Genomic DNA, 25,889 nt, shown 5'->3' on the forward strand with positions numbered 1-25,889 from the left:
ACAATCACATTTAATACGTTCTTTTCTTCTTTTCCTGTTACGAAGATAAATAATTCCGTCGGTGCGATAATAGAGCTCTTCGAAAATTGACGTAAAATTCGTGACTTATCGATAAACAGGACAACAAAATGCCGGAGCTGAGCTCTCAAACGCAAAAACAAATTAAACGCAGAAGAACCTTCGCGATTATTTCTCACCCTGACGCTGGTAAAACAACTCTTACCGAAAAGCTGCTTCTTTTCGGCGGAGCAATTCAGCTCGCAGGTGCGGTCAAGGGACGTAAAGCCGGCCGTCATGCAACGAGCGACTGGATGGAAGTTGAAAAACAACGCGGTATTTCCGTCACCAGCTCCGTTATGCAGTTTGAGTACGACGATCACGTAATCAATCTTCTCGATACCCCGGGACATGAGGACTTCTCGGAAGATACCTATCGAGTACTGACCGCCGTTGACTGCGCAGTCATGGTTATCGATGCCGCCAAGGGCGTGGAGGCGCAGACAATTAAACTTTTGGAAGTTTGCCGTCTGCGTAAAACTCCGATTATTACGTTCATCAATAAACTGGACCGCGAGGTCCAGGACCCGATCGATCTGCTCGGAGAAATTGAAAACGTCCTCAAAATCGAGTGTGCCCCGATTACATGGCCGATTGGAATGGGAAAAACTTTCCGAGGTGTGTTCTCTCTTCTGGACAATAAGCTTGTCCGTTTCACTCCGGGCGGCGAGAAACTTAGCGACGATGTCGAAGTTATTGAGGGACTGGATAACCCGAGGCTCGATCAGCTGTTCCCGCTGGAAATCGGGAACGTCAGAGAAAGCATCGAGCTCATTCAGGGCGCTAGTGAACCTTTCTCCTTGGAACGTTTCCTTGCCGGTGACCAAACGCCTGTCTTCTTCGGCTCCGGTGTCAATAACTTCGGTGTGCAGGACGTCCTGGACGCGCTCATTCGCTGGGCTCCGACTCCGCAGCCTCGTGATGCCGGCAAACGCATGGTTGAACCGGATGAAGCCAAATTCAGCGGCTTCGTCTTCAAGATTCAGGCCAATATGGATCCGAAACATCGTGACCGCATCGCGTTCTTCCGCGTCTGCTCCGGCGAGTACAAACCCGGCATGAAGGTCTACCACGTTCGTGAACAGAAGGATATGAAGATTCCTAACGCTCTGACCTTTATGGCCAACGACCGTGTCCTTATGACCGACGCTGTTGCCGGAGATATTATCGGTATCTATAACCACGGACAGCTTCACATCGGCGACACCCTAACGCAAGGCGAAATACTCGGCTTTACCGGTATTCCTTACTTTGCTCCGGAATTGTTCAGAAGCGCACGCGCCAGAGACCCTTTCAAAGCAAAACAGCTTCATAAAGGCTTGAAAGAACTCGGCGAAGAAGGCGCGATTCAGGTGTTCGAAGATGAACTCGGCAACCTTCTTCTCGGCGCGGTCGGCGCACTTCAGTTTGAAATCGTTGCTCAGCGTCTGGCGACCGAATACAACGTCGACGCTATCTACGAAAACACTCCGATCTCAACCGCCCGCTGGCTGACATACCCGGATGAACAGACGAAAAAAGATTTTGAGCGGGAACAGGCTCTGCGCCTTGCAAAAGACGCGGAAGGCAATCCGGTGTACCTTGCGACAAGCGTATACAACCTTCAGACCACACAGAAACACTGGCCTCAGGTGACTTTCCACGTCACCCGAGAACACGGTCAGAAGCTCAAACACACCGACACGGATATTGCGATTTAATCCGATCTGCCGGGAAGCCTTTACGAAAGCGCTTCCCGTGCTTCCGGGAAGGGAGAAAGCACGCGCTTCAGTATTCCCTTTATATACGCAATCAGAACTCCGTAGTTCACGATCGGCACACCTGCCTCTCTGCACTGCCGCTGTCTGGAAAGCATCGCTCTGCGGTTGATCATGCAGGCGCCGCAGTGAATCACAAGTTTATAGTCGCTGACATCTTCCGGAAATGAGTCTCCGGTATACCATTCAAAAGACAGCTCTCCGCCGACATGCTCCTGCAGCCAGGCGGGAATTTTGACACGTCCGATATCTTCAGCCTGACACTGATGCGTACAGGCTTCCGCGATCAGAACTTTGTCTCCCGGTTTAAGTGATTCAATCGCTTTGGCACCTTCGACAAGCCCTGTCAGATCGCCCTTATTTCTTGCCATCAAGATCGAGAAAGATGTTAGAGGAATTTCCTTAGGAACGATTTTCGCAGCCTTGCCAAACACCTGACTGTCGGTAACGACAAGGGCAGGCGGAGTTTTCAGATTATCCAGCTGAGCGGCAATAAGGTTTTCTTTTGCGACAATCGCGTTCGCGTTGGCATCCAGAGTGTCTCTAAGCGCCTGAACCTGAGGCAGAATAAGTCTGCCCTTGGGCGCCGCTGTGTCGATCGGCACGCAAAACACAACGGTATCGCCCGGGTTCAAAAGGTCCCGAATGAGCGGCCTGTCTTCAAAAGCGCGCGGCGCCGCAGAGAGAATTGCCGAGCGAAGTCGGTCAAAGCCGCTTTTGTTCAGCGCGCTGACGACTATGAATTCTTCTTTAACCTCCGCCTGAAGTTTCTCAGCAATCTCGTCTGCAGACGGCACGGTATCGCACTTATTAAGAACCAGTAAATAAGGCGTTCCCAGTCTTTTGAACTCTTCAATGAGTTTTTCTTCGAATTCGGAAAAAGGGTTTGCCGCATCCATCACAATGAGCGCGACATCTGTCTTAGTCATGACTTCCCGCGTCTTGCCGATGCGCAGCTTTCCTAAATCGCCGACATCATCGATACCCGCAGTATCAATAAGCATGATCGGCCCAAGCGGCAGTAGTTCCATCGCTTTGTAGACAGGATCGGTCGTTGTACCAGCAATGTCGCTGACCAGCGCAATTTTCTGTTTCGTAAGCGCATTGATCACACTCGACTTTCCGGCGTTTCGTCTGCCGAACAAACCGATGTGAATTCGTGTCCCTCTGGGACTCTGATTCATTTCTGCCATGATAAGCACCTTGCTTGAAGAACTTTCAGTATAAAGATTAAAGCCATAAAAAAAGGGGCCGAAGCCCCTTTCTTGAAATCAATCCGACGAGAAATTATTTCTCAACGACCTTGATAACGTCACGCTGAACCCATGTGGGAGCGTGGTGTTCGGCGGCCTCGTAGGAGATGTCGCCGGAACCGATGCGCCAAATGCCTTTGAAGTGTTCCATGGAAAGGAGCGCCAGAGGAATATGAGCGCAGGTGACCATTGCTGTCACGATGAAGCTGCCCCAAACGTGGGTCATGAAGAGCCAGTAGAAGACAGTTTTACCGAGAAGAGGTGCACCCATCCAAAGCAGCCAGCCGGTGACGATGAGGTAAACAACCGCAGCGATGAAAATGAGATAGCTCATCTTCTGGCCGCCGTTGTAACGGCCCTGGGGCGGAACTTCAACCGGTCCGAAGGGGATCTTGAAGAAACGACGCGGATAGCCGCCGAAGTTTCTGAACCAAAGAATGGTGTTCTTGTCCCACTCGAGCAGGTTCTTCATCGTCACTGCGAAGCGTTCCGGAGCGAACAGAACATAGCCGATGAAGTTCAGCGTGAACAGACCGCCGAGCCAAATGTGCCAAACCATCAGAAGATTGGCTGTTTCATCGGAGATCTTGCCCATCATGTTACCGAAGTAAACGATGGCGCCTGTGAAGAACAAAGCGTACCAGCAGATCGCGTTGATAGAGTGGAATACTTTGTCGGAAGTGTGGAAGCGCAGAATACGTGCGCCTTGCATTTCAGCGTTAGACATGATGTTCGGCCTCCGTCATAGCGAGTTGAGAGCGCGGTGTGTAGTGCGTATGGTTGAGTTTGTACATTTCGCCTTCAACAGGTTTACCGTTCATATCCTTATAAACCTGCCAGCAAACATCGTTTTCATGAGAAGAAGTCAGCTTCATCTTCTGAAGACGCTTGTCATCGGCATACAAACCGGCCTGACGGTCAAGAATCACCTTATTTCTGGAAGTGATCAGCTTCGTGATCGCTGCGCCGGCAGCGACAACTGCGACCGCACAAAGACCGATAACCTTGAGGAATCCACGACGACCTAACAGGGCAGGTACATCACGTTCGGTATATTGATATTTGCTCATTTGATATTCACCCTAGTTAGAGTTTGACAGGCAGCGGAGTTGTCGGAGCGAGCCAAGCGGAACCGGCGCCCTGGAGCGGCTGACCGCCGCCGTTGACACAGCCGCCGGGGCAGTTCATAACTTCAATGAAGTGCCAGCGATCCTTGTCTTCGTTGATAATCTTCATAACTTTGTGCAGATCCTGCAGCGCGCCGTTTACAACCGCAACGCGAAGTTCGAAGATCTTTCCGCCCTGAGCTTTCAGAGGAATCGGAATAGTGGCTTCAACGAGGGAGTTGTTCATACCGCGAACTGTGATGATGTCCGGATCTTTGAGCTCTTCTCCAGAGAGAATTGCGTAAGCTGTACGCAGAGCCGCTTCCATAACACCGCCGGAGCAGCCGAAAATCGTCCCGGCACCGGTGTATTTTTCCATTGTCTTGACTTCATGAGTCTTGGGCATTGTGAGCGGATTGATACCTTTGCGGCGCAGAAGTTCGGCGATATCACGAGTGGTCAGACTGTAGTCGATATCGGGGAAGGCGGGAGTGTCTTTGGGCAGATAGCCGTGTTCCACGTTCCACTTCCATGCGTCGACAAACTCAGGACGGCTCGCTTCGTAAATCTTGGCTGTACAGGGAGTAACAGCAACCATCACGACATCGCGGGGATCCTTGTTCCAAATGTGCTTGGCAGCCCAGCTCTTGGCGAGCGCGCCGCCCATCTGAACCGGGCTCTTAGTTGTGGAAACATGAGGAATCGCAGAAGCGAAGTTAATTTCCATGTTTCTGACCCAGCCGGGGCAACAGCTGGTGAAATGCGGCAGCGGATGATGAGCCATCTGGTTCACTTCAGGGCTTCTTTCGCCTAAGCACCAGTATCTGACTTTCTTAATGAATTCCGTACCTTCTTCCAGAATAGTCTGGTCAGCGGTCTGGTTCACGTCGTAAACAGTGAAACCTGCTTTTTCGAAAGCGTTAAGCATCTGCTCGGTGCAGAGATCGCCGGGCTGGCCGCCGAATTCTTCAGCAAGCGCCACGCGAACCGCGGGAGACGGGTGAGCAACCACGAATTTCTTCGGATCGTCCAAAACCTTGAGAACGTCCTCGACGAAGGACATCTGTTCAATCGCGCCGAAGGGACATGCGCTCAGACACTGTCCGCAGCTAACGCATGCGTCATCACGAATCTTATGAATGCTGCCGAGACCGCCGGTAATCGCATCAACCGGGCAGAATTTGCGGCATGTATCGCAGCCGACACAGTTGTCTTTGTTAATCTTAATAATCCCGCGCAGTTCGCCTTTGCGGAAATTACCCTGATATTCCGGTCCGTCTTCACCGCGGCAGCCTTGCGGCGGACGGAAAGTCACTACGTTCATAGTAGCCATCTTTCAACTCCAGAGCTTGAAATGGGAAATAAAAATTTGATCCGAAAAATTCTTGTTTACGCTGTACACAAAAGTGACAGCCGGACCAATATAAAAACCTTATACATCAGTTTACGGGCTGAGTTACATCGACTCAATTGGTCTAATACGTAAAGTCTAGGTAGTTACCCTTGGAAAATGGGGAAAATAAGGGTTTATCCGATAAGACATATCTCTTAATCGGACATTTCGTCTTACATATCTGATTCTTTGAGAGGTTTTCTCAGTTCTGCGCGAATATTATCCATCGCCGAGTAAAAATCTTTCATCATGACCAGTCCCAGCAGTTTGCCTCTGTCAGTCACAATAAACTGGTTGGGATCGTCCGGATTCTCTTTAATGGCACCTGCCAGCTTCAGTCCCAGAACTTCTTTAAACAAAGCTCTATCCAGATTGACGCCGTGCACTTCTTTGAAATAGCGGCGGTTCAGACGCCCTGCGAAAAGACCTAAAAGAAGACGATACTGAAGTACATTGAACTTATCAAACGTCCGCTTTCTTTCAACACCGTTTCTTCCCGATCCGATGCGCTCGTTATAGCGTCTCAGTGAGAATGTATTCACATAAAGCGTGTCACCAAGAAAACTAAACGCTCCGGAGCCTACGCCGAGATATTCGTCGTTATCGATAACGTATTCGTCAAATCCCTCGTTGTTGGACTTGCCGAACGCCCAGCTTGAAAGCTGCGTGTAGTCATGGCAGAGCGTATCAAGAATAATTCGATACTGCTCAGCCATAATTTCCGGGGGCGCTGCGATCTTGTCCTTGACGCTGCGTTTTGTCTGGCTCGTCACCATCAGAGGATAAGTAGTAATCTGACGCGGCGACAGCTCAAGCAGTTTGGCTAAATCCGAACGAAGAACTTCGTTGGTCTGTCCGTGAAAACCGAAGATCATGTCAACGTTGCAGATCGGGAAAAGCTCCTGAGCCTTTTGGATGTAGTCGAAAACCTGCTTGCCGGTACCGAACTTATCACGCTCGGTCATCTTCAGAATTCCGTCGTCAAAGCTCTGTACACCGATCGACATGCGGTCTACTAATCCTTTAAGCATCGAAATGGACGGATCGCCCATTACCTGAGGATCCGTCTCGCAGGAAACCTCCTTGATGCCGGGAAAGAGCGTACGGGTGAGCTCGATCGTCTTAACAAGCTCATCCATCAGAACAGTTGTCGTACCGCCGCCAATATAAAGCGAAGTAAAGTTGTACCCCATGTCATGAACCGACTGTATCTCTTTGCGCAGGTTCACAAAGTATTCACGGGCTTTGTATTCTTTAAACAGAAAACGATGGAATGTGCAGTAAGAGCAAAGCGTCTTGCAGAAAGGAATGTGCGCGTACATCATGTACTGATGACCTTCCTGCGGTTTGGGAAACTCCTGAAGAATGCAGGGATCCAGAGTCAGATTTTTGTCCAGGTAGTACTGCATGACCGCTTCGGTCGCCCTCAGCATCCAGCCCGGTGCAATTGCTTCTGATTTCTCGTGCTTTGCGTTTCCTTTGTACGCAGTGCGGATCGTTTCCGTTGATTTTTCCATGATGACTCTTACTACGTTAGTTCGACCGAGAATTATAGGTTATTCGCGGCATGTGAACTTTTTTTGGCCCCCATATACATGTCATCAATCAGCGATCCGTATTTTTCGTTCATGGGCTTTCTCTTCAGCTTCAGCGTCGGTGTCAGCAGACCGTTGTCAATCGTCCACTCGTCCAGCGTAAGCGTGACATTTCGCGGCACAGCGTATGCCGGAAAGGTCCTGCAGGCCTTTTTTACCTGCTGAAGCACCGCGCTCTTGGCGCTGCTTGCGGTGAGCGAAACCTGATCCTTCGGATCCAAATGCAGCGAAGAAGCAAGAGCGCTCCACCGCTCGCAATCCAAGGAAACCAATACTCCAATATAGGGCTTCCCGTCTCCTACGGCATAGCACTGGTTCACCAAAGGAAGCGTTTCCACCGCACTCTCGATATCCACCGGAGAAATCTTTTCACCGGTCGACGTCACAATAATCTCTTTGATTCTGCCGACAATTTTCAGACGCCTGTCCTCATCAAAACGGCCCTGATCTCCTGTGTGCAGCCAGCCGTCCTCCGTAAAGGCTTCCTTGGTCTCTTTTTCGCGATTCCAGTATCCGCGCATCACCAAGTCGCCCTTAATTTGAATCTCGTCCTTGTCGCCTAAACGAATTCCGACATCCTTCAGTGCTCTTCCAACCGTGGCCGGATCGTTATCCGTTACGTTATTTCCGCTGATAATCGGAGAAGTCTCCGTCATGCCGTAACCTTGAATGACGGGAAGACCGAGTCCGCAAAACACTTTTGCCGCTTCCGGATTCAAAGATGCCCCGCCGCTGATCGCAACACGAAGACGGCCGCCGAACTGGGATTTAAGCGTCCTGGAAATTTTCCCGCCGATCAGTTTGTTCGTCACTGAATCAATCAGCGGGGGCACTGACGACGCCACCCGAATTCGATTCTTTCTGCAGAACACTCTCCAGCCGGCGTTCACTGCCGTTTCGAAAACCTTCTTGGCGACAGGACCTTTATCCAAAAGCACTTTATTGAGCTTTCCGTAGATACGCTCATATACGCGGGGAACGGAAATCAGAACATTGGGTTTGGCAATCCTGAAGTCCTCCGCCAAGTACTGAAGCGATCGATTGAAAACAATCGTAGAGCCGGTTGCCAGCGCGAGATAGTAGCCCGCCGTCCTCTCAAACATATGGGAAAGAGGAAGAAAAGAGAGGAAGATATCACCGACTTCCGGCTTCACGTGAGCAAGCGTAGAGCGAACATTGCTCGTAATGTTTTTGTGTGTCAGCATGACGCCTTTGGGTCTGCCGGTCGTTCCGGAGGTGTACACAATGCAGGCTAAATCCTGCTCGGTCGGAGAGTCCGGAAGATCGGCATTCTGAGAGGCCGACGCAAGCCAGGCCGCAAGCGCGCTGACCATACCGCCTGACGGCGCTTCATCATCGGTAATGATGACCTTCTTCAGCGCCGAAAGGTCAAATCCGGCTTCTTTAATTTTTTCCCACTTGGAAACTTTGTCGGTGACAAGAACGGATGCGCCGCTGTCCTGGAGAATATATGCGCTCGATGCGGGAGTATCAATTGCGTGCAGCGGGACCGGGACAAGAGTATTGGCCATCGCCGCCTGGTCAAAACAAACAGCATTGACGCCGTTGGGCAAAAGCATCGCGACACGATCGCCTCGCTTCAGGTTGAGAGCGGCAAAAGCTTTGCGCCAGCTCAAAACTTTTTCTCCAAGCTCGCTGTAGGTAACGGAAACCCATTCCTTTGTCGATTTGTTGAATTCCCGTAAAGCCTCGTCCGAAGGCCCTTTGCAGACCCGATTCTGGAAAAATTCACACAGTGTTGTTAACCCGTCAAGAGCCCTAGCTCGCTCTTCCTTGCTATCTGTCACGATACTATCTCCCATAATACCTGCTAGGCTAAACATAAAAATAAGTATTTAACGACGTAAAAAATCCGTGTTTACCCTAACAAATCCGCAGCGAAAAAATTTCTTCTTTTTTCGAAAAATGCGCAATCAAGCGGGTGCGGCTTGATGTCTGCCGGCAAAGGTCAATAAAAAAGCCGCTGAACGCGGCTCTCCAAGAGAGGAATGTTTCGGCTAATTGGCCGGCATAATCCTAACCTCCCAGCCGGAGCTGCACTCCGTCACGAAAGGATAAAAATTCTTGCTGGCCTGGCACCAATACATCGTATTTCCCGACGGCGCAGGTGAAACAACAACAGGTGCCGGGGCTGCAACAGGCGCAGTCACAACCGGAGCCGGAATAACCGTCGGCGCGGTCACGACAGGCGCCACCACTGGTGCTGTGTAAGTCGGTACGGCCGCAGTGACCGGATAAGCCGGAGGAACATAGCTTGGCGCAACATACGTGGGCGACAAAGCATTGCTAATGGCTCCGGCCACACCGAGTCCGAGCCCTAATGTCAAAGCTCCGCCCAAGACATCTCTGCCGAAGTGGCGCCAGGGTCCGCCGTGGTGATAGCGAGGCGGAGGGGCCGGTCGAAAACCGGGACCTCCGGGAGGAGGACCGGGACGGAAGCCCGGACCGCCGTGGCCGGGGCCGCCGGGACGAGCATCAGCAAGCGATCCGCTCAATACAAGACACATGATGGAAGCGGTAAAGACCCCTTTTAATAATTTAGATTTCATAGAGACCTCCTCTTTTGCTTCTGTTCTATACGAATAGTTTGGACTTTATCAGCCCGAAAATCTCAAATTATTTTGCAAGAGATTGTTTTTCTTCCAACTGCTCCCAGAGCTGATACTTCTGCTCAAGACAGCTGCCGACATCCGTAAGTTCGTCCCCAAGCTTCAGTTTGTCTTCCGCACTCTTTGCGGCATAGTCGGGGGACTGCATTTGTTCAATCAGCTCGTTCTGCCGTGTCTCAAGCGCTTCAATTTCCGCGGGCAGCGCCTCCAAAGCCTGTCTCTCCTTATAGGTCAATCCGCCCTTGGGCTGCCGTTTCGGCTTAACAGACTTTTCTTTCGGAGCCTCTTTTGCCGCTTCCGTCTTCTTCTCTTCTTTCCCCTCTTTTGCCCGCCAGCGCAGCCATTCTTCATAGCCGCCCGCATACGAGGTCCACTTGCCGTTCTTGTCCGGCGCAATCGCAAACGTAGCGACGTTATCCATGAACTGCCGATCGTGAGACACAATCAGTACGGTACCGGGATAACTGCTCAGCGTATCCTCAAGCATCTCGACGGATTCAATATCCAAGTCATTGGTCGGTTCGTCCATCACAAGAAGATTTGCCGGCTTGGCAAACAGTTTCGCAAGCAGCAGTCTGTTGCGTTCACCGCCTGAGAGACTGCCGACTTTGACGTTCATTCGATGCGGTGGGAAGAGAAAATCCCCGAGGTAGCCGACAATGTGCTTTTTCACTCCGCCGACTTCAACCCAGTCGGAGCCCGGCGAAACCGTCTCCTGAAGCGTTTTATCCGGATCCAGTTCCGTTCGAAGCTGATCAAAATAGGCGACTTGGAGATTGGTTCCGGGTTTGACCGTGCCCTCATCCGGAGCAACCTGCCCGAGAATAATTTTAATCAGCGTACTCTTTCCAACCCCATTGGGTCCGAGCAGTCCGAGCTTATCGCCGCGCATCACGCGCATGGTCAGATCATTAATCAGGCAGCGGCCGCCGTAACTCTTATAAACGTCAGTCAATTCGGCAACGATTTTGCCGCTTCGCTCACCTGCGTCGATGTTCAGATCAACCACACCCAAACGGTCTCTGCGGTTTTCTCGTTCAACACGCATCTTTTCAAGCCGTCTGACGCGGCCTTCATTGCGCGTGCGCCGCGCTTCAATGCCTCGGCGAATCCAAGCCTCTTCCTGCGACCACACTTTGTCAAAGTTCTGACGCGCCTTCTCTTCGTCCGCAAGCTCGGCCGCTTTGCGCGTCTGGTATTCTTCGAAATTTCCGGGATAGCGGCGCACAACGCCTCGATCAAGCTCCCATATAGAGTCAACGATACGGTTCAAAAAGGCTCGGTCATGCGTAACCGTTACCAGTGAGCGGGATTTTTTAAACTCGGAAAGAATAATCTCTTCAAGCAGCTCGATCGCGTCAATATCCAAATGGTTGGTTGGTTCATCCAGCAGAAGAAGATCCGGCTCAAGGGAAAACGCCAGCGCAAGCGCCGCTTTTTTCTTCTCTCCGCCTGATGCCTTGGACAGATCCGCATTTTCATCCAGACCGAAGCGATGCAGATATTCCGATAATCTGCTCTGCAGCTGCCAACGGTATTTACTGTCGGCAATGTCATCAAAGCGGCCGCGAAGAACAAGCGACTCCATCAGCGTCGGAGCCTCAGGAAAAAAGGGTTCCTGTTCCACATAAACCGCGTTTAAACCGTTTTGTATGTGAAGCGTTCCGTCGTCAAGTTTCTCCAGCCCGGCAAGCACTTTCATCAGGGAGCTTTTTCCTGTCCCGTTTCGTCCGATCAATCCGATTCTCTGCCCTTCTTCAACCGTCAGATCGACAGAATCAAGAAGAGGCTTGTCCCCCCAGGCCAGGTGAGCCTGCAATATCGAGATCAGACTCATAATCCTGCATCTCCGGCATCTTCGGTGAACTGCACTAAATCTTCTTCCGCGGAACCGGTCTTCGAAGGATTCACCACCGCCTTGTCAAGCTGACGAATAACACGCTGTCCGTCTTCACCGGAATAGGTCAGTCTGCCGCTCATGCTTTCCGAGAATGAAAAATCTTTGGCCCACTTCAGCCATTGCTCTCCAACCTGCCAGGCATCAATGCCCACGGCAAACATCTGCCGCTCTTCCTGACTCATCTTGTCGTACACCTTCATATAACCGGAGTAGGACGAGAGCGGAAGTTTTGTTTCTGCGGGAAGTTCAAGCGTAACCATGCCGACAAGATCATTGGCTTGGGTCTTTGCCTGCATACGATCCTGCAGATGCAGAGGACTTGTGTACGTTGTTCCGAATACGGGAAGTTCCGGCGGAATATAGGGCCTTAAAAGACTTGCCTGCTGTGCGCTCATCGCAAAGAAAACGCCTCGGAAGCTCTTTCCGCGCATTTCCTGACGAAGATAACTCAGCTGCTCAGGGGAAATACTTCGGCGTTCAGCGGACACGCCGGACTTTGCAAGCTCTCGCTCAATTGTTCGGGCAAGCTTGTCGTCATAATCGCTGCCAGTCGTGAAAATCACAAAACTCTTTGCCGCGTTCTGCTCCGAAGCAGTGTTCTCAAGCGCGATCTTAACCAGCTGCTCGGCTTCGCTTTCAACCGACATGTCCAGCGTGAGCATCAGCTCGGGGACGCGCTCCGTGTGCGCTCGATTAATCGCGACCACCGGGAGAGGAAGATAACTAAGCTCTGAAACCGCCTGCACCGCCGGCTTTGAAACCGGACCGATCGCAAGCATCGCGCCTGCGTCCGCAGCGGAGTTTAAAACATCACGTACGGCCGACGGTTCACTCAAAGTGAACTCCACCAGCTCATACTTATCCTTTACTCGCTCGTAGGCTGCCCGGATACCTGCCCGCAAAGGGGTCGTAGCCTGCCACAAAGGGCTGCCCTTCGGCGATACAATCAATGCCACTTTCTGTCTCTGCACCGCTTCATCCGTGTGCGCAGAGCCTGAACTTTCCTGAGCGACGGCATTCATCGATAAGGAAACCGCCAGGACAGCAGTTAAGCTAATTAAACGGCATCTAACCAATGAGGTCAAAATGGACTCCTCGAAACCTTGCTTCGAAATTGAAAAAATACTCGACAGCATTTCTCTTGCATCTCAGGATCTTCCCGCTCCGGCCCTTTATATCGTAGGACTGCCAATCGGCAATCTCGGCGACATCACGCTGAGAGCGCTTTGGACGCTCTCTCAGGCAGATTTCATCGCGGCTGAAGACACCCGAGAAACTAAGAAATTACTTGAGAAGTTTAATATACAGGGACGGCTCTTCCCAGTGCACCAGCACAACGAGCATGAAGGAACGGAAAAAATCCTCGAGTACCTCTCTCAGGGACTGAGAGTCGCACTGGTGACGGACGCGGGCACGCCCGCAGTCTCGGACCCCGGCTCAAAAAGCGTCGCAATTGTTCGTGAGCACGGCTATCGCGTCATTCCGGTTCCGGGCGCAAGTGCCGTTGTCACGGCCATGTCCGCTGCCGGTATGGCGCCTGAGGGCTTCGTTTTCCACGGCTTCCTTCACGGCGGTAAAAAGGAACGTCGGGACGAAATCGCCAAACTCGTTTCCGGCGGACGCACATTCATCCTCTACGAAGCGCCGCACCGTATCCTTAAACTCGCGGAAGAACTCGCCGAAAATGTTCCCGCGCAGAGAAAAATCGCCATCGCAAGAGAACTGACAAAAAAATTCGAAAATATCGAATCATTAACCGCTTCCGAATTGACTGACTGGTCAAAGCATCATGAGCCTAGAGGAGAGTATGTAGTTTTAGTAAATGCGGAAGAGAAAAATACCGAAGAGGAGTTAAGCCAGGAGCTTAGAGAATGGTTGGATAACCTTATTCCGCTGCTTCCAACTGGACAGCTTGCGGCAGTTGCCAGTAAGATTTCCGGTTTATCCAAAAAAATTATCTATAACTATATATTGAGCAAGAAAAATTCCTCTTAACCGTCGCGAGCGGTCAGGACGGAATTTCTGCAGAAGGAGATGTTAAATGTCCAGTAAGAAGAACAAGGTCGAGACACCCGAACCGAACCAGCAGGCTGCCGTTCAGCCGGAAGCTGACGAGAAAGATCCTTTCCAGACAGAGATCGAAGGAATCACGTCTTCTCCGATCACCTCAGAGGCCGAAGCCGAAACTTACGTCACCAAACAAATGACGGCCGCCGCCAATGAGCATGAAATGGCGGCTCTGATCTCGATTCTCGACGGAGAAGCTCCTGCCGACCGCAAAGCGATTCTCAAGGCTCTGGTGCAGCGTGAGAAAGTTAAAGACGCCTCTTCCAAGCCTGAACCTGTCGTTAGCGAGAACGAACTGAACGAAGACTGGAAAAACGGCGGCTATCCGTACAAAAACCGCATGAGCCGCAAGCTCTACGAAAAAGAAAAGTATCTTCTTCAGGTCGAACTTCTCAAGCTGCAGACTTGGGTTAAGGAAACCGGACAGCGCGTTGTAATCCTCTTTGAAGGACGCGATGCTGCAGGCAAAGGCGGCACAATCCGCCGCTTCATGGAGCACCTGAATCCCCGCGGCGCACGCGTGATCGCTCTGGAAAAACCGACTGAGAGAGAACTTGGTCAGTGGTACTTCCAGCGCTACGTTCCGCATCTGCCGACCGCCGGCGAAATCGTCCTTTTTGACCGTTCCTGGTATAACCGCGCCGGCGTAGAACGCGTTATGGGCTTCTGCACCGATGAACAATACCTCGAGTTCATGAGAGAATGCCCGGAATTTGAGCGTTTTCTTACAAGAAGCGGTATTTATCTGATTAAGTTCTGGTTCTCCGTCAGCCGTAAAGAACAGAGAAGACGCTTCAAAGAGCGCCAGGTTCATCCGCTCAAGCGCTGGAAGCTCTCTCCGATCGATATGGCCTCCCTCGATAAATGGGACGACTACACAAAAGCCAAAGAAGCGATGTTCCTGAACACCGACACGGTCGCCGCTCCCTGGACCGTCATTAAGAGTGACGATAAAAAACGCGCACGCCTGAACGCGATGCGCTATGTTCTGCACTCACTGCCCTACACCGACAAGGATCTTGACGCGATCGGCGCCATCGATCCGTTAATCCTCGGCCGAGCCAACACCATCTACGAAAAGGGTGAGCACAGCGATATCCTTCTTCAGCTTAGCAACAGCCTCGTCGGCGTGCAGAGAGATTCAAAGAAGAAAGGCAAATAAGCCTCTTTGTCTCTAAAAATAAAAGACCGCACCGTCACTGCACTGCGGTCTTTTTTATTGTCTAAAAACAGCAAAAGCCGCAGTACGCGGCTTGATCATAAACAGATCTGCTTTACAGCAGCTTGTAGCGTCCCATGTATTCCGCCATGGCCACGACACGACCGTCCAGACTGTAGTAGATCTCTTTGAGCGAGGGCGTCTTTTCAAACTTCAGCCAGCAGTCCGCCGCAAACGCTTTGAAATAATAGCGGTGTATTCCAATCGGCGGCTTAGGCCCTATATAGCCCACTTTCCCACGGTCGTTCAGTCCCTGAAAACAATTGGGATAAAGCACCTTTGGGTCGGCTCCTTCAGGAAGATACAGCGGAACCGCCGGCAGGTTGTAGACAATCCAATGGATAAATGTCCGCTTCGGCGCCTGCGGATCCGGCGCATCCGGATCCATGCAGACCAGAACGATCGATTTGGCTCCCTCAGGCAAATCCGTAATCTCAATCGCAGGAGAAATATCTTCTCCCTGCTGAGTGAATTTTCGAGGGATCATCCCGCCGTTGCTGAAGTTGGGACTGCTGATCAGCATATCGTCCTTCTTACGGGCGCTGAGCCTGTTCTCTTGTCTTGGAAGACTTAACCGCACGAACCACGCTGTCAAGCTGTTCGGAGATTTCTTCCACAATATTGTTGGCCGTCACAATCCCGCAGAGACGTCCGTTGTCGTCAACCACCGGAAGGCGGCGAATGCCCTGCTCTCTCATGCGGGCAAGCGCGTCAACCACTGTTTCATTGGAGTTGGCGGTGCAGACCGGAGAACTCATCACGTCATCCACACTAAGGGCCTGAACATCTTTTTCCAGCGCAACGACTTCCAGAGTAATGTCGCGGTCAGTCAGCATGCCAAGGGGATGATAGTCTTTATCAACAACGACTAAACTGCCGACATGCTGCGAACGCATTTCCTTTGCCGCATTTAAAAGCGGAGTTCCGGCAGCAATCGTTGCGACATGATGCACCGCCAAGTCAATAATCTTTAATGAGCGAGCTCTCATTTGTACCTCTAATCAAATCAACCGGTTTAGAACCCGGCTTCTCAAATAAACTCTATGTCTCATTTTTAGTTTAGCAAAGAGACAGCGCCTCTCACGCAAGTAGCGACAGTCAGCAACCCGACAGCAAAAGGCTTCTCATCGACTTGGTTTCTCTATTGTTCGTCCTCAAAAGGAGACGCTTTGAGATCCTTAAAGTCAAACAGGTTTTCATCTACCAGATGCGACGGAGCGACACGGGTAAGACTTCTAAAGATGTTTTCCACCCGACCCGGCGTCTGCCGATCCATTCGCTCGATAATCGCCTTCATTTCACGACGGCAGACGTCATCAGCGCCGCACATCTTCGGAATAACGTCATAACCATTGACACGGCACCAGCGGGCTAAATCCTTTTCTCTTAAATAAATCAGCGGACGAATGACAATATGCTCCTTCGCGTCGCTTAAAAGCTTCGGCGGCATCGCTTTCAGCCGCCCGCCGTAAAACATATTCAGCATCAGCGTGCTGACCACATCGTCCATATGATGACCAAGCGCAATCTTTGTACACTTCTGCTCACGCGCTACCCGGTAGATAATGCCGCGTCTCAGACGGGAACACAAAGAACACAGATTCCTACTGCCCGGATATTTCGACTTCACAATCGAAAAAGTATCCTGATCCTCAATGTGATAAGGAACACCGCTCTTTTCCAAATGGGCTTTCAGCCGATCCAGCGGAAAATCCGGAAGATGCTGATTCAGACTGAACGCAAGCAGATCAAAGTGTATCGGCGCTCTGCCGCGAAGACGAATCAGAGCGTCAAGCAGCGCATAGCTGTCCTTGCCGCCTGAGATGCACACCATAACTTTGTCACCGTCCTCAATCAGGTTGAAGTCGGTAATGGCCTTGGCGCAAAGACGCACCAGACGCTTCTCGAGCTTTCGGTTCTCAAACGAGAGACGCGCCGGTTTATCTTCCTGTCCGCCCTCGGACTCTTTAAACTCTACTTTCTGAAATTCTTCGGCTCCCATCAGCACTCCTTCGGTCTCTGCGAATCATCCTGCACAAAAAACTCCTCTATCCCCGCCGACTCCGCATTCGGATATACCTCAAGTTTTTCACTTCGGATGCGCAGCGCAGCAACTTCCTGATCCTTCAGCAACTCTCGGGCAATCTCCCCGATCAGCGTTTCCTGAAGATCAAAATGCCCACGCGCTATTGTCTTTTCAATCACCTGGGGAACTAAGTCATAGTTGTATACCTCGCTGAATTCACGAGGAATCCCCGGCGCCTTTCGCACATAAAGATCAACATTGAATCTTACTTTCTGGACTTTGTTTTTCTCATGTTCATAAACACCGATTTGGGCCTGAGCAATGTAATTCTTTATGATGACTTTTCTCAGCTGTCCGCTGAACATTAAATTGTCGAAAACCACAGGATGTCCTCACTGCACGGATGTGTAAAATCTAACTATGCGATGGATATTAACTATTTTTATCGGGCTCTGCGTTCTGACCTCAGCAATCCCCTGGCTTCAAAAACTCGGCATTGGAAAACTGCCGGGCGACTTGAATCTTTCTGTTTTCGGCAGAAAGATTCAGATTCCTATTGCCAGTACCATGCTGATCGCAGTTGTCTTAATGCTGATCGGCAAATTCCTTTAAGTAAGCTTCAATTGCCTTCAAAGAAGCCGCACGAATCGCCTGCGGGATTTCCTTTCTATCCTCTGCCACCTCTGCCGCGGCCTTCATATCCACACTCATAAGCGCCTCAGCGGCGCCCAGCCAAAACGCCTGATCCTTTATGGCCGAAGCGCTCTCCAAGAGCTTCATCAGAGAAGCAAAACGCTTGGGACGGCGCAGTGCGTCCTTTCGCTTTAACGACTCGAGCACCTCCTCTGCAGAACCGCTTCGAAGCTCGGCGCCATGAAGCGTTCGACTAAACTGCAACGCCAAGTCCTCATTTTCTGAAGAGACGCGTAAAAGCTTAAAGATCTCTCCAAGAGCGCTCGGATCTGTGTCGAGAAAAAGCAGCGCGAAGCGCTCCGACTCTGTATAGGAGTCATCTGCCGCATCAGTCAGATCCATCGTCTTAGATGTCAGACGCCACTTGGGAAAGGAGCTTGAGAGATAACCGCAGTCTTTCAAAACCTCAAAGAATCGTGAAGGCTTTGCCTCATGCAGCGCTTTCATGAGTTCCCGCCCGACACGCTCGGCCACGAGATAGTCCGTCTCTCCGCTTTCAACGATGGATCTGAGCAGGCGCTTCGTCTCGTCGGCGATCGTGAAATCCGGCAGCTTCGCAGCAAAGCGCGCCGCGCGCAGAACTCGAACCGGATCCTCTTTGAACGCGTCGCTGACGTTTCGAAGCACTTTTGCCTCCAAATCCCGGCAGCCGCCGTAAGGATCGGTCACATGCCCGTTCTCATCCATCGCGATAGCATTGACAGTAAGATCGCGCCGATACAAGTCCTGCTCCAAAGTGACGTTCGGCGCCGTATAAAACACAAAGCCCTTATAACCATTGCCGCTCTTGCGTTCTGTTCTCGCCAAGGCGTATTCTTCATGAGTTTTCGGATGCAAAAAAACGGGAAAGTCTTTGCCCACGGGCGTATAGCCCTGACAGATCATTTCCTCGGGCGTCGCTCCGATGACAACCCAGTCACGATCGGAGGGCCGAACCGCAAAGCCTCTTTCCTGAAGAAGCTTATCCCGTACCCAGCCGCCTACAATATATTTTTTCATTCCGAACTCTGTCGAATCCTATGCTGTCAAATAAGAAAACTGTCCGCGCCGCACTGCTCGAACAGAGAAACACACTTAAAAAATCAAACCGGTGGGCCGAACTTAATGCCGAACTTTGTCAGTCCGCAGCAGATTGGCTGAGCCGGGCGACGACTCAAACCATCGGACTCTTCTATCCTATCGGAAGCGAACCCGATATTCGGCCGGCTGCCCTTCGACTGAGCGCTGAGAAAAGCGGGCTAAAACTTTACCTTCCTGTCACGGTCGGCAAAGAAATGATTTTCCGCCAATGGCTGCCGCAGCAGAAGCTGATTCAGGGGAAATTTGGAATTCCCGAGCCGCAAAACACGGAGTGCGCCGCTCCGGATCTTCTGCTGGTCCCATGCGTCGGCGTCGATCCTCTCGGGCACCGCCTCGGCTACGGAGGCGGTTTCTATGACCGCTATCTCCAAAAGGCCGATCCGCGCCCGTTAACCGTCGGGATCTGCTTTTCACAGTTTGCCGCCGCGCAGTTTCAGACGGAACCGTTCGATGCCGCAATGGACTGGATCATTACGGAAAAAGGTGCCGTCAAAGCAGCACCTCTTCACACTATTCCTCCGCAAGCTCTCTAAGCGCTTCCTGCACCTGCTGCTCGGAAACCGACTCGGCAAGTTCATTAAAGACGCCAGTCAGCGCCGCCATTCCCTGAGCCTTAAACTGCTTAACCAGCGCTCCGGTCTCCTTGCCGGAAGCAAGGCCTCCCGCTGTCACCAGAAGATTTCCGCTGGCATCAACCAGCTTGAAGTAAAAGAGTCCGTCTTTCTCCCGATACTGCTTCACCACACACTTGCCCTTGCGCGTCTTAACTTTTTTCGCTTTATTTTCAAGAGCTCGGAATGCTCTCAGGCCGACCGCCTCACGCACCTGAGCGACGAGTTCTCTGGCCATCGGACGAATCCTCTCCACGCCTTCGATAAGAATCTTCTCTACGACTTCCGGCTCCCGCATATACATTTCATATTTTTCGCGCATAGGACCGATTTCACCGTTAATTGTGTTAAAAACGATCTCTTTGGCCTCTCCCCAGCTCAACCCTTCACGAAGCGCCTTGCGGAACGCCTCACGCTCTTCATGCGTCGCGAACGCCTCATAGAGCTGAGTCAGCGATGTGGAATCCGGATCCTTCGGCTCGCCCGGAAGTTTGGAATCCGTGACCACTTTCATAATCGCTTCTTTCAGCGCCTTCTCTCCGCCCTCAAACAAAGGAATGACATTGTCATAACTCTTGCTCATCTTGCGCCCGTCAAGACCAGGAAGAACCGCGACCTCCTCGTCAATCAGCGCCTCGGGCAGCGGAAGGATTTCTTTGCCATTGCCGTAAAGCATGTTAAAGCGAGCGGCAATATCACGGCACATTTCAATGTGCTGAATCTGATCTCTTCCGACCGGAATCAAATTTGCTTTGAAAATCAGAATGTCGGCCGCCATCAGAATCGGATAGCAGAAAAGACCCATTGTGACATTATTGTCGGGATCTTCTCCGTCGCGTTCATTCGCTTCAACCTTGGCCTTATATGCATGCGCACGATTCATCAGCCCTTTGGAAGTCAGACAGTTAAGAATCCAGTCCAATTCCAAAGTTTCCGGCAGATCGCTCTGTCGATAAAAGTGAACGCGATTCGGATCAAGACCGCAGGCAAGCCATGTAGCGGCAATCTGAATACGGCTCTTTTCAATTCGATCCGGATCCTCGATCGTCTTGATCAGGGCGTGGTAATCAGAAAGAAAATAAAAACTCTCCGTACCGGCTGCAAGACTCTTTTGAATCGCGGGACGAATACAGCCCACATAGTTGCCCAAATGAAGAGTACCACTTGGCGTAACACCTGTTAAAACTCGTACTGTCATCGATCTTTCCTTACTTCGATCTGTTTCACTGAATAGTTGGATTTTAATTAGTTGTTCGCTAAAACAGAAAGAGGCGGATTTCGTCCGCCTCCCACTGAACGCTTATCGCGAAATTTTAGTCTGCCAAGCCGGCAGCTTTGCGCAGCGCTTCTGCTTTGTCCGTTCTTTCCCAAGTGAATTCTGGCTCTTCTCTGCCGAAATGACCGTATGCGGCAGTCTTAGAGTAGATCGGACGCTGCAGATCAAGCATCTTGATGATGCCTGCAGGTCTCAGATCAAAATGTTCACGGACGAGTTCGGCAATCTTTTCATCAGGGATGACGCCGGTACCTTCGGTATAAACAGTGATATTCACAGGGTTGGCAACGCCGATGGCATAAGCGACCTGAATCTGGCACTGCTTGGCAAGTCCTGCGGCAACGATGTTCTTAGCCACGTATCTGCATGCGTAGGCAGCTGAGCGGTCAACCTTGGTCGGATCCTTGCCGGAGAAGGCACCGCCGCCGTGCGGGCAGGCACCGCCGTAGGTGTCCACAATGATCTTACGGCCGGTTAAACCGCAGTCGCCCTGAGGGCCACCGATTACAAAGCGGCCTGTCGGATTGATCAGATACTTGGTGTCGCGAAGCATTTCCGGAGGAAATACCGGCTTCACAATCTTCTCAATCACGGCTTCGATGAATTCGGGCTTCATCTTGTCTCCGTCGCTCATATCAGGCGCATGCTGAGTAGAAAGAACCACGGTTTCTACCGAGACGGGACGACCGTCAACATAACGCATCGTGACCTGGCTCTTGGCATCCGGACGCAGGTAAGGCATTTCGCCGGTTCTGCGCATCAAAGACTGCTGTTCAACTAAGCGATGAGCGTAATAAATCGGAGCAGGCATCAGCGCGTCAGTTTCGTCACAGGCGTAGCCGAACATCAGACCTTGGTCGCCGGCGCCTTTTTCCAAAGGATCGTCCTGCGCGGAATCAACACCCTGCGCGATGTCGGGAGACTGCTTGTCAAAGGCGACGAGAACAGCACAGCCTTTATGATCAATGCCGTAGCTGCTGTCGTCATAGCCGATTCTCTTCAGCGTGTTGCGAACCACTGAGGGAAAATCCACATTGGCTGTCGTGGAAATTTCGCCTGCCAGCATCACAGTGCCGGTCGTACACAGTGTTTCAGCCGCAACGCGTGCCGTCGGATCCTGTTCCAAAATGGCGTCAAGGATCGCATCGGAAATCTGATCGGCTACTTTATCGGGATGTCCCTCCGACACAGACTCGGAGGTAAAAAGATATTCTTTGGCGGATTGTTTCATGTCTTGCTGTACTCCAATAAAAATTTAACCAAAGGAGACAGCGTCGCGGAAGCACGCTTCCGGACGCTTTAGCGGAATTTCGATATCGCCCCGCAAGTTGTCCTTTAACTCGGCGAACTCAGCACTATAATCTTCGAGCATCGGCTTTTCAAGTCCAATACCCTAGCTTGGAAAGAAAATTTAGCAAATTAACATTTTTTTATCTTAAGGACTGACGTGGCGAAGAAATCTGCACTTAATCAAATCATTTCCCGCACCTGTGTCGGGATTGTGAACTCGATGGTCAGCTGGAAGCAGTCCTCGCGGACCGCTCTGGCCGATTTCCTCGGCACGGTCACCTGGTACGTGCTTGCGCGCCGACGCCATATCGCCCTTACAAACCTCAGGCTGTGTTTCCCGGATTGGACCGAAGAAAAACGCACAGCCACAGCGAAACAAGTCTTCAGGAACCTCGTGCGTGCCGCGCTTGACCACAGCGTACTGGCCAAGGGAAGCGCCGAGCAGGTACAGGCAATGGTCAAATTCACCGGAAAAGAGAAATTCCTGGAACTGTGTGATGAGGGTCCGCTTATCGTTGTCGCCCCGCACTTTGTCGGTCTGGATGCGGGCGGTATCGCAATCAATACCTTCAGACGCGGCGCTTCGCTTTATCAGACTCAGTCCAACCCCATTTGGGATAAATGGGCTTATGACGCCCGCAAGCGATTCTCCGATCCGGTCCTGATTCCAAAATCCAACTCCGCGATGAAACAAGTCATCCGTGTCATTCGTGAGCCCCTGCCTTTTTATTACCTTCCCGATATGGACCACGGAGAACGAAATTCCGTCTTTGTCCCGTTTTTCGGAGTTCAGGCCGCGACACTGCCCATGGTCTCTAAATTGGCAAAGCTGACTAAGGCAAAAGTGATCTGGGGCATCGCTGAAACAACCGACGAGGGCTACATCATGCATCTGTCGGACCCGCTTGAGAATTTTCCGACGGATGATCCCGTCGCGGACACCGAACGCCTCAATCGGGAACTCGAACAATTTATCCTCAGACATCCGGACCAATATCTGTGGACACATCGCCGCTTTAAAACGCGGCCGCAGGGAGAACCGCCTGTTTATTAGGCTGCTATTGCGAAAAATACGCGGATTGCGCTTACGCATTAGTAGAATGATGAGATTAACTATCCGTTGAGGACGCTGTGAAAATTAAATTCACGAAAATGCACGGAGCAGGAAACGACTTCGTGGTGCTTGACTGCACTGAAAAACCGTTTTCCCTCACAGAAAAGCAGCTGAGACATTTGGCTGACCGCCATTTTGGCGTCGGTGCCGATCAGATTCTGGTTGTTGAAAAACCCGATGATAACTCTGTCGACTTCAAATACCGAATCTTTAACCAAGACGGCGGAGAGGTCGAACAGTGCGGCAACGGCGCGCGCTGCTTCGTTAAATATGTCAGCCAAAGAAAACTGACGGACAAGAAAAAAATCCGCGTCCAAACGATGAAATCCGTCATTGAGCCCGAACTGCTCGATAACGGAACGGTCAAAGTCAATATGGGAATGCCGTCTTTTACCCCGGCAGACCTTCCGTTTAATCCCGCCGGACTGCCGACAAGAGAAGTAAATGGTGAGCCTCAGTGGGCAATCCGCTTCAAGGGCGAACTCTGGTGGTTCTCCGTCAGCTCAATGGGCAATCCGCATGTCACGATCATTGTCGACGACGCTGCCGGCGCGCCGGTTGCTGAGCTCGGCGCGTTTATCGAAAAACATCCGGCCTTCCCCCGTCGCGTCAATGTCGGCTTTTTGGAAATCATGAATCCCCATGAAGGCAAAGTTCGGGTCTGGGAACGAGGTGCCGGAGAAACACTCGCCTGCGGAACCGGGAACTGCGCGGCCGCAGTCACCAGCATTCACGCTCAGTTCATGGAATCACCCGTAACGCTTCACAACCGAGGCGGCGATCTGACGCTTCAGTGGGAAGGAGAAGGTGAAAACGTTGAACTTATCGGCCCTGCCGTTTACCTATTTGACAGCGAGATCGAACTTTAATGAACTACTCACTTGAAGATAATCAGAAAGCTGTCCGATTTGTCATCGATTACCTGACGGACAACCCGGATTTCTTTCGACGCCACCCCGACGTCTTCTCTCATATGAGCTTCCCGAGACAAAATCGGGAGGGTACACGCTCTATTATCGAGTGCCAGAACGAAGTTCTTCGGGCAACGCTCACGACCATGGAAGTTCGGGAAGAGGAAAATAAGCTTCGGGAAAAGGCGCTTTCAGAAGCAAAAGACACCGAATCCGTTTTGGATCTGGCAATTTCACTGCTTGCCTGCGAAGACAATATCGGACTTCCGGATACGGCACTCGAGTTCTTCAAGAATGCCTTCGACGCTTCGTACGGATTAATTCGACTTTGGCCGGCACGTCCAAATTTTGCCTTCTTCCCCTATGCGGAGCGTCTCGGACCGGAGATTGAGGAGTCCATTGCGCAAATGGAAGGCCCCTTTGCCGGGAAAAATTTTGGAGATGAGATCGCCGCATGGCTCAAGGTAGATCCGTCAGAGACGCGCGGAGTTCTTCTTCTTCCGCTGAAGAAACAGGACGGCAAAGCCTTCGGGCTTATCTGTCTTTGCGATCCCGACGAAAAGAAATTCTCCGCAGCTCAGCGGGAGCCGTTCCTCAGAGGCGCTTCCCGAGTCTGCGAGGCCGCCCTCGCTCCACTTACCGAATGAAACTCAAATGACACAGTCTATTGCTACTATTACATTGAAACCCGGTAAAGAACGCGCCCTGCTGCGCCGTCATCCTTGGGTGTATGCGACCGGAGTCGCGTCTGCATCCGGACGTCCCAAGAGCGGTCAGACCGTTCGCGTCCAGGACAGCAAAAAGAACTTCCTAGCATGGGCGGCATTCTCTCCGGAGTCCGCGCTGCGCGCCCGCTGCTGGTCCTTTAACGAAACCGACGTTATCGACGAAAACTGGATTGATGAAAAAATCCGTCTGGCGATCGCCGCAAGAGAACCTCTGCGCAGCAGAACAAACGCGATTCGTCTGATCTTTGGCGAAGCTGATTTTCTGCCCGGACTCATCGTCGATCAGTACAACAACCAGATCGTGACGCAGTTCCAGTCTGCCGGGGTCGAATACTGGAGAGCTGAAATCGGCAAATCGATCGTCAGGCACACCGGTATTTCCGAGGTCTATGACCGCTCTGACGCGGCAACACGCGCCAGAGAAGGCCTGCCAGAGCGCAAGGAAGTACTCGAAGGGAACGAACCGCCCGAAGAAGTCGAAATCGTTGAAGACGGGATCAAATACGGCGTGGATGTACGCAAAGGACATAAAACCGGCTTTTATGTGGATCAGCGCGACAACCGTCTGCTCGCCCGTAAACTTGCCGAGGCGTTCCGCCGTAAACACGGCAGGGGCCTGAGGGCTTTGAACTGCTTCTGCTATACCGGCGGCTTTTCTCTGGCGCTGAAAGCGGGCGGCGCCGACGAAGTTGTCTCGATTGACTCCTCAGCAGATGCGCTGACCATGGCTAAAGAAAATGCCAAGCGAAACGGCTTTGACGACGGCAGTATGAAATGGATCGAAGCGAATGTTTTCGAAGCGCTACGGAAATTCCGCGATGAGGGAGAGAAGTTCGATCTGGTCATTCTTGATCCTCCGAAATTCGCCTCCAGCCACCACCATGTTGAGAAAGCCGCCAGAGCGTACAAAGACATTAACCTTAACGGGCTGCGCATCCTTGGCGATGACGGCCATCTGCTGACTTTCTCATGCTCCGGCGCCATTGACGTGGACCTCTTCCAGAAAATTATCGCCGGCGCCGTCATTGACTCCAAAGTGGACGCATGGATGATTCAGCGTCTTGGCGCAGGTATGGATCACCCGCTTTTGATGACTCACCCGGAAGGAGAATACCTGAAAGGTCTTCATCTGCTCTCCAGAGGTCCGGCTTAATTCTGACAAACGCTTTTTTCAGGCTTGATA

General features: G+C 51.7%; 25 protein-coding genes. 9 read left to right on the top strand and 16 right to left on the bottom strand.

Annotation, left to right across the window (positions count from 1 at the left end):
• The first annotated feature begins 128 nt into the window (after positions 1–128).
• Positions 129–1,757, top strand: coding sequence for a peptide chain release factor 3 (locus tag E5987_RS00765; protein ID WP_160334174.1), 1,629 nt, complete (start codon positions 129–131; stop codon positions 1,755–1,757).
• 20 nt (positions 1,758–1,777) lie between these two features.
• On the opposite strand, the gene hydF is transcribed toward E5987_RS00765, so the two are convergent.
• The 9 genes from hydF to E5987_RS00810 form a co-directional block, all read right to left on the bottom strand.
• A complete protein-coding gene (hydF, locus tag E5987_RS00770) occupies positions 1,778–3,007 on the bottom strand; it encodes a [FeFe] hydrogenase H-cluster maturation GTPase HydF (RefSeq protein WP_160334175.1) in 1,230 nt (409 codons plus the stop codon).
• A gap of 94 nt (positions 3,008–3,101) precedes the next feature.
• On the bottom strand, positions 3,102–3,794 hold the full coding sequence (locus E5987_RS00775; protein WP_160334176.1) for a cytochrome b/b6 domain-containing protein: 693 nt from the start codon (positions 3,792–3,794) through the stop codon (positions 3,102–3,104).
• Positions 3,787–4,137, bottom strand: coding sequence for an iron hydrogenase small subunit (locus E5987_RS00780; RefSeq protein ID WP_160334177.1), 351 nt, complete (start codon positions 4,135–4,137; stop codon positions 3,787–3,789). The genes E5987_RS00775 and E5987_RS00780 overlap by 8 nt, the downstream gene beginning before the upstream one ends.
• Before the next feature lie 16 nt (positions 4,138–4,153).
• Positions 4,154–5,506 carry a [Fe-Fe] hydrogenase large subunit C-terminal domain-containing protein gene (locus tag E5987_RS00785; RefSeq protein ID WP_160334178.1) on the bottom strand — a complete coding sequence of 451 codons (1,353 nt, stop codon included), beginning with the start codon at positions 5,504–5,506 and terminating at the stop codon, positions 4,154–4,156.
• Between the two features lie 233 nt (positions 5,507–5,739).
• Positions 5,740–7,083, bottom strand: a complete 1,344-nt coding sequence (locus E5987_RS00790) for a coproporphyrinogen III oxidase family protein (protein ID WP_202074505.1) — start codon at positions 7,081–7,083, stop codon at positions 5,740–5,742.
• A 32-nt stretch (positions 7,084–7,115) separates the two neighbouring features.
• On the bottom strand, positions 7,116–8,984 hold the full coding sequence (locus E5987_RS00795; protein ID WP_160334179.1) for an AMP-dependent synthetase/ligase: 1,869 nt from the start codon (positions 8,982–8,984) through the stop codon (positions 7,116–7,118).
• Positions 8,985–9,179: 195 nt separating this feature from the next.
• Positions 9,180–9,731 (bottom strand): hypothetical protein, encoded by a 552-nt coding sequence (locus tag E5987_RS00800; RefSeq protein WP_160334180.1) that lies wholly within the window; start codon positions 9,729–9,731, stop codon positions 9,180–9,182.
• Positions 9,732–9,798: 67 nt separating this feature from the next.
• Complete coding sequence (locus E5987_RS00805) at positions 9,799–11,628, bottom strand: ATP-binding cassette domain-containing protein (protein WP_160334181.1); 1,830 nt, start codon at positions 11,626–11,628, stop codon at positions 9,799–9,801.
• The gene (locus E5987_RS00810; RefSeq protein ID WP_160334182.1) at positions 11,625–12,776 is read right to left on the bottom strand and encodes a type 1 periplasmic-binding domain-containing protein; all 1,152 of its coding nucleotides are present in this window, start codon (positions 12,774–12,776) and stop codon (positions 11,625–11,627) included. Before E5987_RS00810 ends, E5987_RS00805 begins: the two co-directional genes overlap by 4 nt.
• Position 12,777: 1 nt before the next feature.
• On the opposite strand from E5987_RS00810, the gene rsmI reads away from it, so the two are divergent.
• Both rsmI and ppk2 read left to right on the top strand, forming a co-directional pair.
• Positions 12,778–13,686, top strand: coding sequence for a 16S rRNA (cytidine(1402)-2'-O)-methyltransferase (gene rsmI / locus E5987_RS00815; protein ID WP_160334183.1), 909 nt, complete (start codon positions 12,778–12,780; stop codon positions 13,684–13,686).
• A gap of 46 nt (positions 13,687–13,732) precedes the next feature.
• On the top strand, positions 13,733–14,920 hold the full coding sequence (gene ppk2, locus E5987_RS00820; RefSeq protein WP_160334184.1) for a polyphosphate kinase 2: 1,188 nt from the start codon (positions 13,733–13,735) through the stop codon (positions 14,918–14,920).
• A 112-nt stretch (positions 14,921–15,032) separates the two neighbouring features.
• On the opposite strand, the gene E5987_RS00825 is transcribed toward ppk2, so the two are convergent.
• The 4 genes from E5987_RS00825 to E5987_RS00840 form a co-directional block, all read right to left on the bottom strand.
• Positions 15,033–15,500 (bottom strand): YbhB/YbcL family Raf kinase inhibitor-like protein, encoded by a 468-nt coding sequence (locus tag E5987_RS00825; protein ID WP_160334185.1) that lies wholly within the window; start codon positions 15,498–15,500, stop codon positions 15,033–15,035.
• 10 nt (positions 15,501–15,510) lie between these two features.
• On the bottom strand, positions 15,511–15,966 hold the full coding sequence (locus E5987_RS00830) for a CBS domain-containing protein (protein ID WP_160334186.1): 456 nt from the start codon (positions 15,964–15,966) through the stop codon (positions 15,511–15,513).
• Positions 15,967–16,118: 152 nt separating this feature from the next.
• Positions 16,119–16,979, bottom strand: coding sequence for a tRNA 2-thiocytidine(32) synthetase TtcA (ttcA, locus tag E5987_RS00835; RefSeq protein WP_237178669.1), 861 nt, complete (start codon positions 16,977–16,979; stop codon positions 16,119–16,121).
• Positions 16,979–17,368, bottom strand: coding sequence for a dihydroneopterin aldolase (locus E5987_RS00840; protein ID WP_160334187.1), 390 nt, complete (start codon positions 17,366–17,368; stop codon positions 16,979–16,981). Before E5987_RS00840 ends, ttcA begins: the two co-directional genes overlap by 1 nt.
• 55 nt (positions 17,369–17,423) lie before the next feature.
• On the opposite strand from E5987_RS00840, the gene E5987_RS00845 reads away from it, so the two are divergent.
• Positions 17,424–17,615, top strand: coding sequence for a DUF2905 domain-containing protein (locus E5987_RS00845; RefSeq protein WP_160334188.1), 192 nt, complete (start codon positions 17,424–17,426; stop codon positions 17,613–17,615).
• Here the strand turns inward: E5987_RS00845 and E5987_RS13255 are convergent.
• Complete coding sequence (locus E5987_RS13255) at positions 17,589–18,695, bottom strand: tRNA nucleotidyltransferase/poly(A) polymerase-related protein (RefSeq protein WP_160334189.1); 1,107 nt, start codon at positions 18,693–18,695, stop codon at positions 17,589–17,591. The genes E5987_RS00845 and E5987_RS13255 overlap by 27 nt on opposite strands.
• 20 nt (positions 18,696–18,715) lie before the next feature.
• On the opposite strand from E5987_RS13255, the gene E5987_RS00855 reads away from it, so the two are divergent.
• The gene (locus E5987_RS00855; protein ID WP_160334190.1) at positions 18,716–19,309 is read left to right on the top strand and encodes a 5-formyltetrahydrofolate cyclo-ligase; all 594 of its coding nucleotides are present in this window, start codon (positions 18,716–18,718) and stop codon (positions 19,307–19,309) included.
• On the opposite strand, the gene E5987_RS00860 is transcribed toward E5987_RS00855, so the two are convergent.
• Positions 19,287–20,585 (bottom strand): tryptophan--tRNA ligase, encoded by a 1,299-nt coding sequence (locus E5987_RS00860; RefSeq protein ID WP_160334191.1) that lies wholly within the window; start codon positions 20,583–20,585, stop codon positions 19,287–19,289. The genes E5987_RS00855 and E5987_RS00860 overlap by 23 nt on opposite strands.
• 115 nt (positions 20,586–20,700) lie before the next feature.
• The gene (gene metK / locus E5987_RS00865) at positions 20,701–21,894 is read right to left on the bottom strand and encodes a methionine adenosyltransferase (protein ID WP_160334192.1); all 1,194 of its coding nucleotides are present in this window, start codon (positions 21,892–21,894) and stop codon (positions 20,701–20,703) included.
• 216 nt (positions 21,895–22,110) lie between these two features.
• Between metK and E5987_RS00870 the strand changes: the two genes are divergently transcribed.
• The 4 genes from E5987_RS00870 to E5987_RS00885 all read left to right on the top strand — a co-directional run bounded on the left by E5987_RS00870 (position 22,111) and on the right by E5987_RS00885 (position 25,859).
• Positions 22,111–23,007: a lysophospholipid acyltransferase family protein gene (locus E5987_RS00870; protein WP_160334193.1), complete on the top strand. Its 897-nt coding sequence runs from the start codon at positions 22,111–22,113 to the stop codon at positions 23,005–23,007.
• Between the two features lie 77 nt (positions 23,008–23,084).
• On the top strand, positions 23,085–23,936 hold the full coding sequence (gene dapF, locus E5987_RS00875; protein WP_160334194.1) for a diaminopimelate epimerase: 852 nt from the start codon (positions 23,085–23,087) through the stop codon (positions 23,934–23,936).
• Positions 23,936–24,625: a DUF484 family protein gene (locus E5987_RS00880; RefSeq protein ID WP_160334195.1), complete on the top strand. Its 690-nt coding sequence runs from the start codon at positions 23,936–23,938 to the stop codon at positions 24,623–24,625. Before dapF ends, E5987_RS00880 begins: the two co-directional genes overlap by 1 nt.
• 7 nt (positions 24,626–24,632) lie before the next feature.
• Positions 24,633–25,859 (top strand): class I SAM-dependent rRNA methyltransferase, encoded by a 1,227-nt coding sequence (locus tag E5987_RS00885; protein ID WP_160334196.1) that lies wholly within the window; start codon positions 24,633–24,635, stop codon positions 25,857–25,859.
• Positions 25,860–25,889: the final 30 nt, after the last annotated feature.

This window comes from Parasutterella muris (assembly GCF_009767915.1).
Lineage (GTDB): Bacteria > Pseudomonadota > Gammaproteobacteria > Burkholderiales > Burkholderiaceae_F > Parasutterella > Parasutterella muris.

What these genes read in the sequence shown, in the direction of transcription:
- E5987_RS00780 (WP_160334177.1), bottom strand. Translation starts at nt 4,137, where the DNA reads ATGAGCAAATATCAATATACCGAACGTGATGTACCTGCCCTGTTAGGT.
- E5987_RS00790 (WP_202074505.1), bottom strand. Translation starts at nt 7,083, where the DNA reads ATGGAAAAATCAACGGAAACGATCCGCACTGCGTACAAAGGAAACGCA.
- E5987_RS00830 (WP_160334186.1), bottom strand. Translation starts at nt 15,966, where the DNA reads ATGAGAGCTCGCTCATTAAAGATTATTGACTTGGCGGTGCATCATGTC.
- hydF (WP_160334175.1), bottom strand. Translation starts at nt 3,007, where the DNA reads ATGGCAGAAATGAATCAGAGTCCCAGAGGGACACGAATTCACATCGGT.
- ppk2 (WP_160334184.1), top strand. Translation starts at nt 13,733, where the DNA reads ATGTCCAGTAAGAAGAACAAGGTCGAGACACCCGAACCGAACCAGCAG.
- E5987_RS13255 (WP_160334189.1), bottom strand. Translation starts at nt 18,695, where the DNA reads ATGAAAAAATATATTGTAGGCGGCTGGGTACGGGATAAGCTTCTTCAG.
- E5987_RS00825 (WP_160334185.1), bottom strand. Translation starts at nt 15,500, where the DNA reads ATGCTGATCAGCAGTCCCAACTTCAGCAACGGCGGGATGATCCCTCGA.
- metK (WP_160334192.1), bottom strand. Translation starts at nt 21,894, where the DNA reads ATGAAACAATCCGCCAAAGAATATCTTTTTACCTCCGAGTCTGTGTCG.
- E5987_RS00885 (WP_160334196.1), top strand. Translation starts at nt 24,633, where the DNA reads ATGACACAGTCTATTGCTACTATTACATTGAAACCCGGTAAAGAACGC.
- E5987_RS00775 (WP_160334176.1), bottom strand. Translation starts at nt 3,794, where the DNA reads ATGTCTAACGCTGAAATGCAAGGCGCACGTATTCTGCGCTTCCACACT.
- E5987_RS00805 (WP_160334181.1), bottom strand. Translation starts at nt 11,628, where the DNA reads ATGAGTCTGATCTCGATATTGCAGGCTCACCTGGCCTGGGGGGACAAG.
- E5987_RS00880 (WP_160334195.1), top strand. Translation starts at nt 23,936, where the DNA reads ATGAACTACTCACTTGAAGATAATCAGAAAGCTGTCCGATTTGTCATC.
- E5987_RS00860 (WP_160334191.1), bottom strand. Translation starts at nt 20,585, where the DNA reads ATGACAGTACGAGTTTTAACAGGTGTTACGCCAAGTGGTACTCTTCAT.
- E5987_RS00855 (WP_160334190.1), top strand. Translation starts at nt 18,716, where the DNA reads ATGCTGTCAAATAAGAAAACTGTCCGCGCCGCACTGCTCGAACAGAGA.
- ttcA (WP_237178669.1), bottom strand. Translation starts at nt 16,979, where the DNA reads ATGGGAGCCGAAGAATTTCAGAAAGTAGAGTTTAAAGAGTCCGAGGGC.
- E5987_RS00800 (WP_160334180.1), bottom strand. Translation starts at nt 9,731, where the DNA reads ATGAAATCTAAATTATTAAAAGGGGTCTTTACCGCTTCCATCATGTGT.
- rsmI (WP_160334183.1), top strand. Translation starts at nt 12,778, where the DNA reads ATGGACTCCTCGAAACCTTGCTTCGAAATTGAAAAAATACTCGACAGC.
- E5987_RS00840 (WP_160334187.1), bottom strand. Translation starts at nt 17,368, where the DNA reads ATGTTCAGCGGACAGCTGAGAAAAGTCATCATAAAGAATTACATTGCT.
- E5987_RS00845 (WP_160334188.1), top strand. Translation starts at nt 17,424, where the DNA reads ATGCGATGGATATTAACTATTTTTATCGGGCTCTGCGTTCTGACCTCA.
- E5987_RS00785 (WP_160334178.1), bottom strand. Translation starts at nt 5,506, where the DNA reads ATGGCTACTATGAACGTAGTGACTTTCCGTCCGCCGCAAGGCTGCCGC.
- E5987_RS00795 (WP_160334179.1), bottom strand. Translation starts at nt 8,984, where the DNA reads ATGGGAGATAGTATCGTGACAGATAGCAAGGAAGAGCGAGCTAGGGCT.
- E5987_RS00765 (WP_160334174.1), top strand. Translation starts at nt 129, where the DNA reads ATGCCGGAGCTGAGCTCTCAAACGCAAAAACAAATTAAACGCAGAAGA.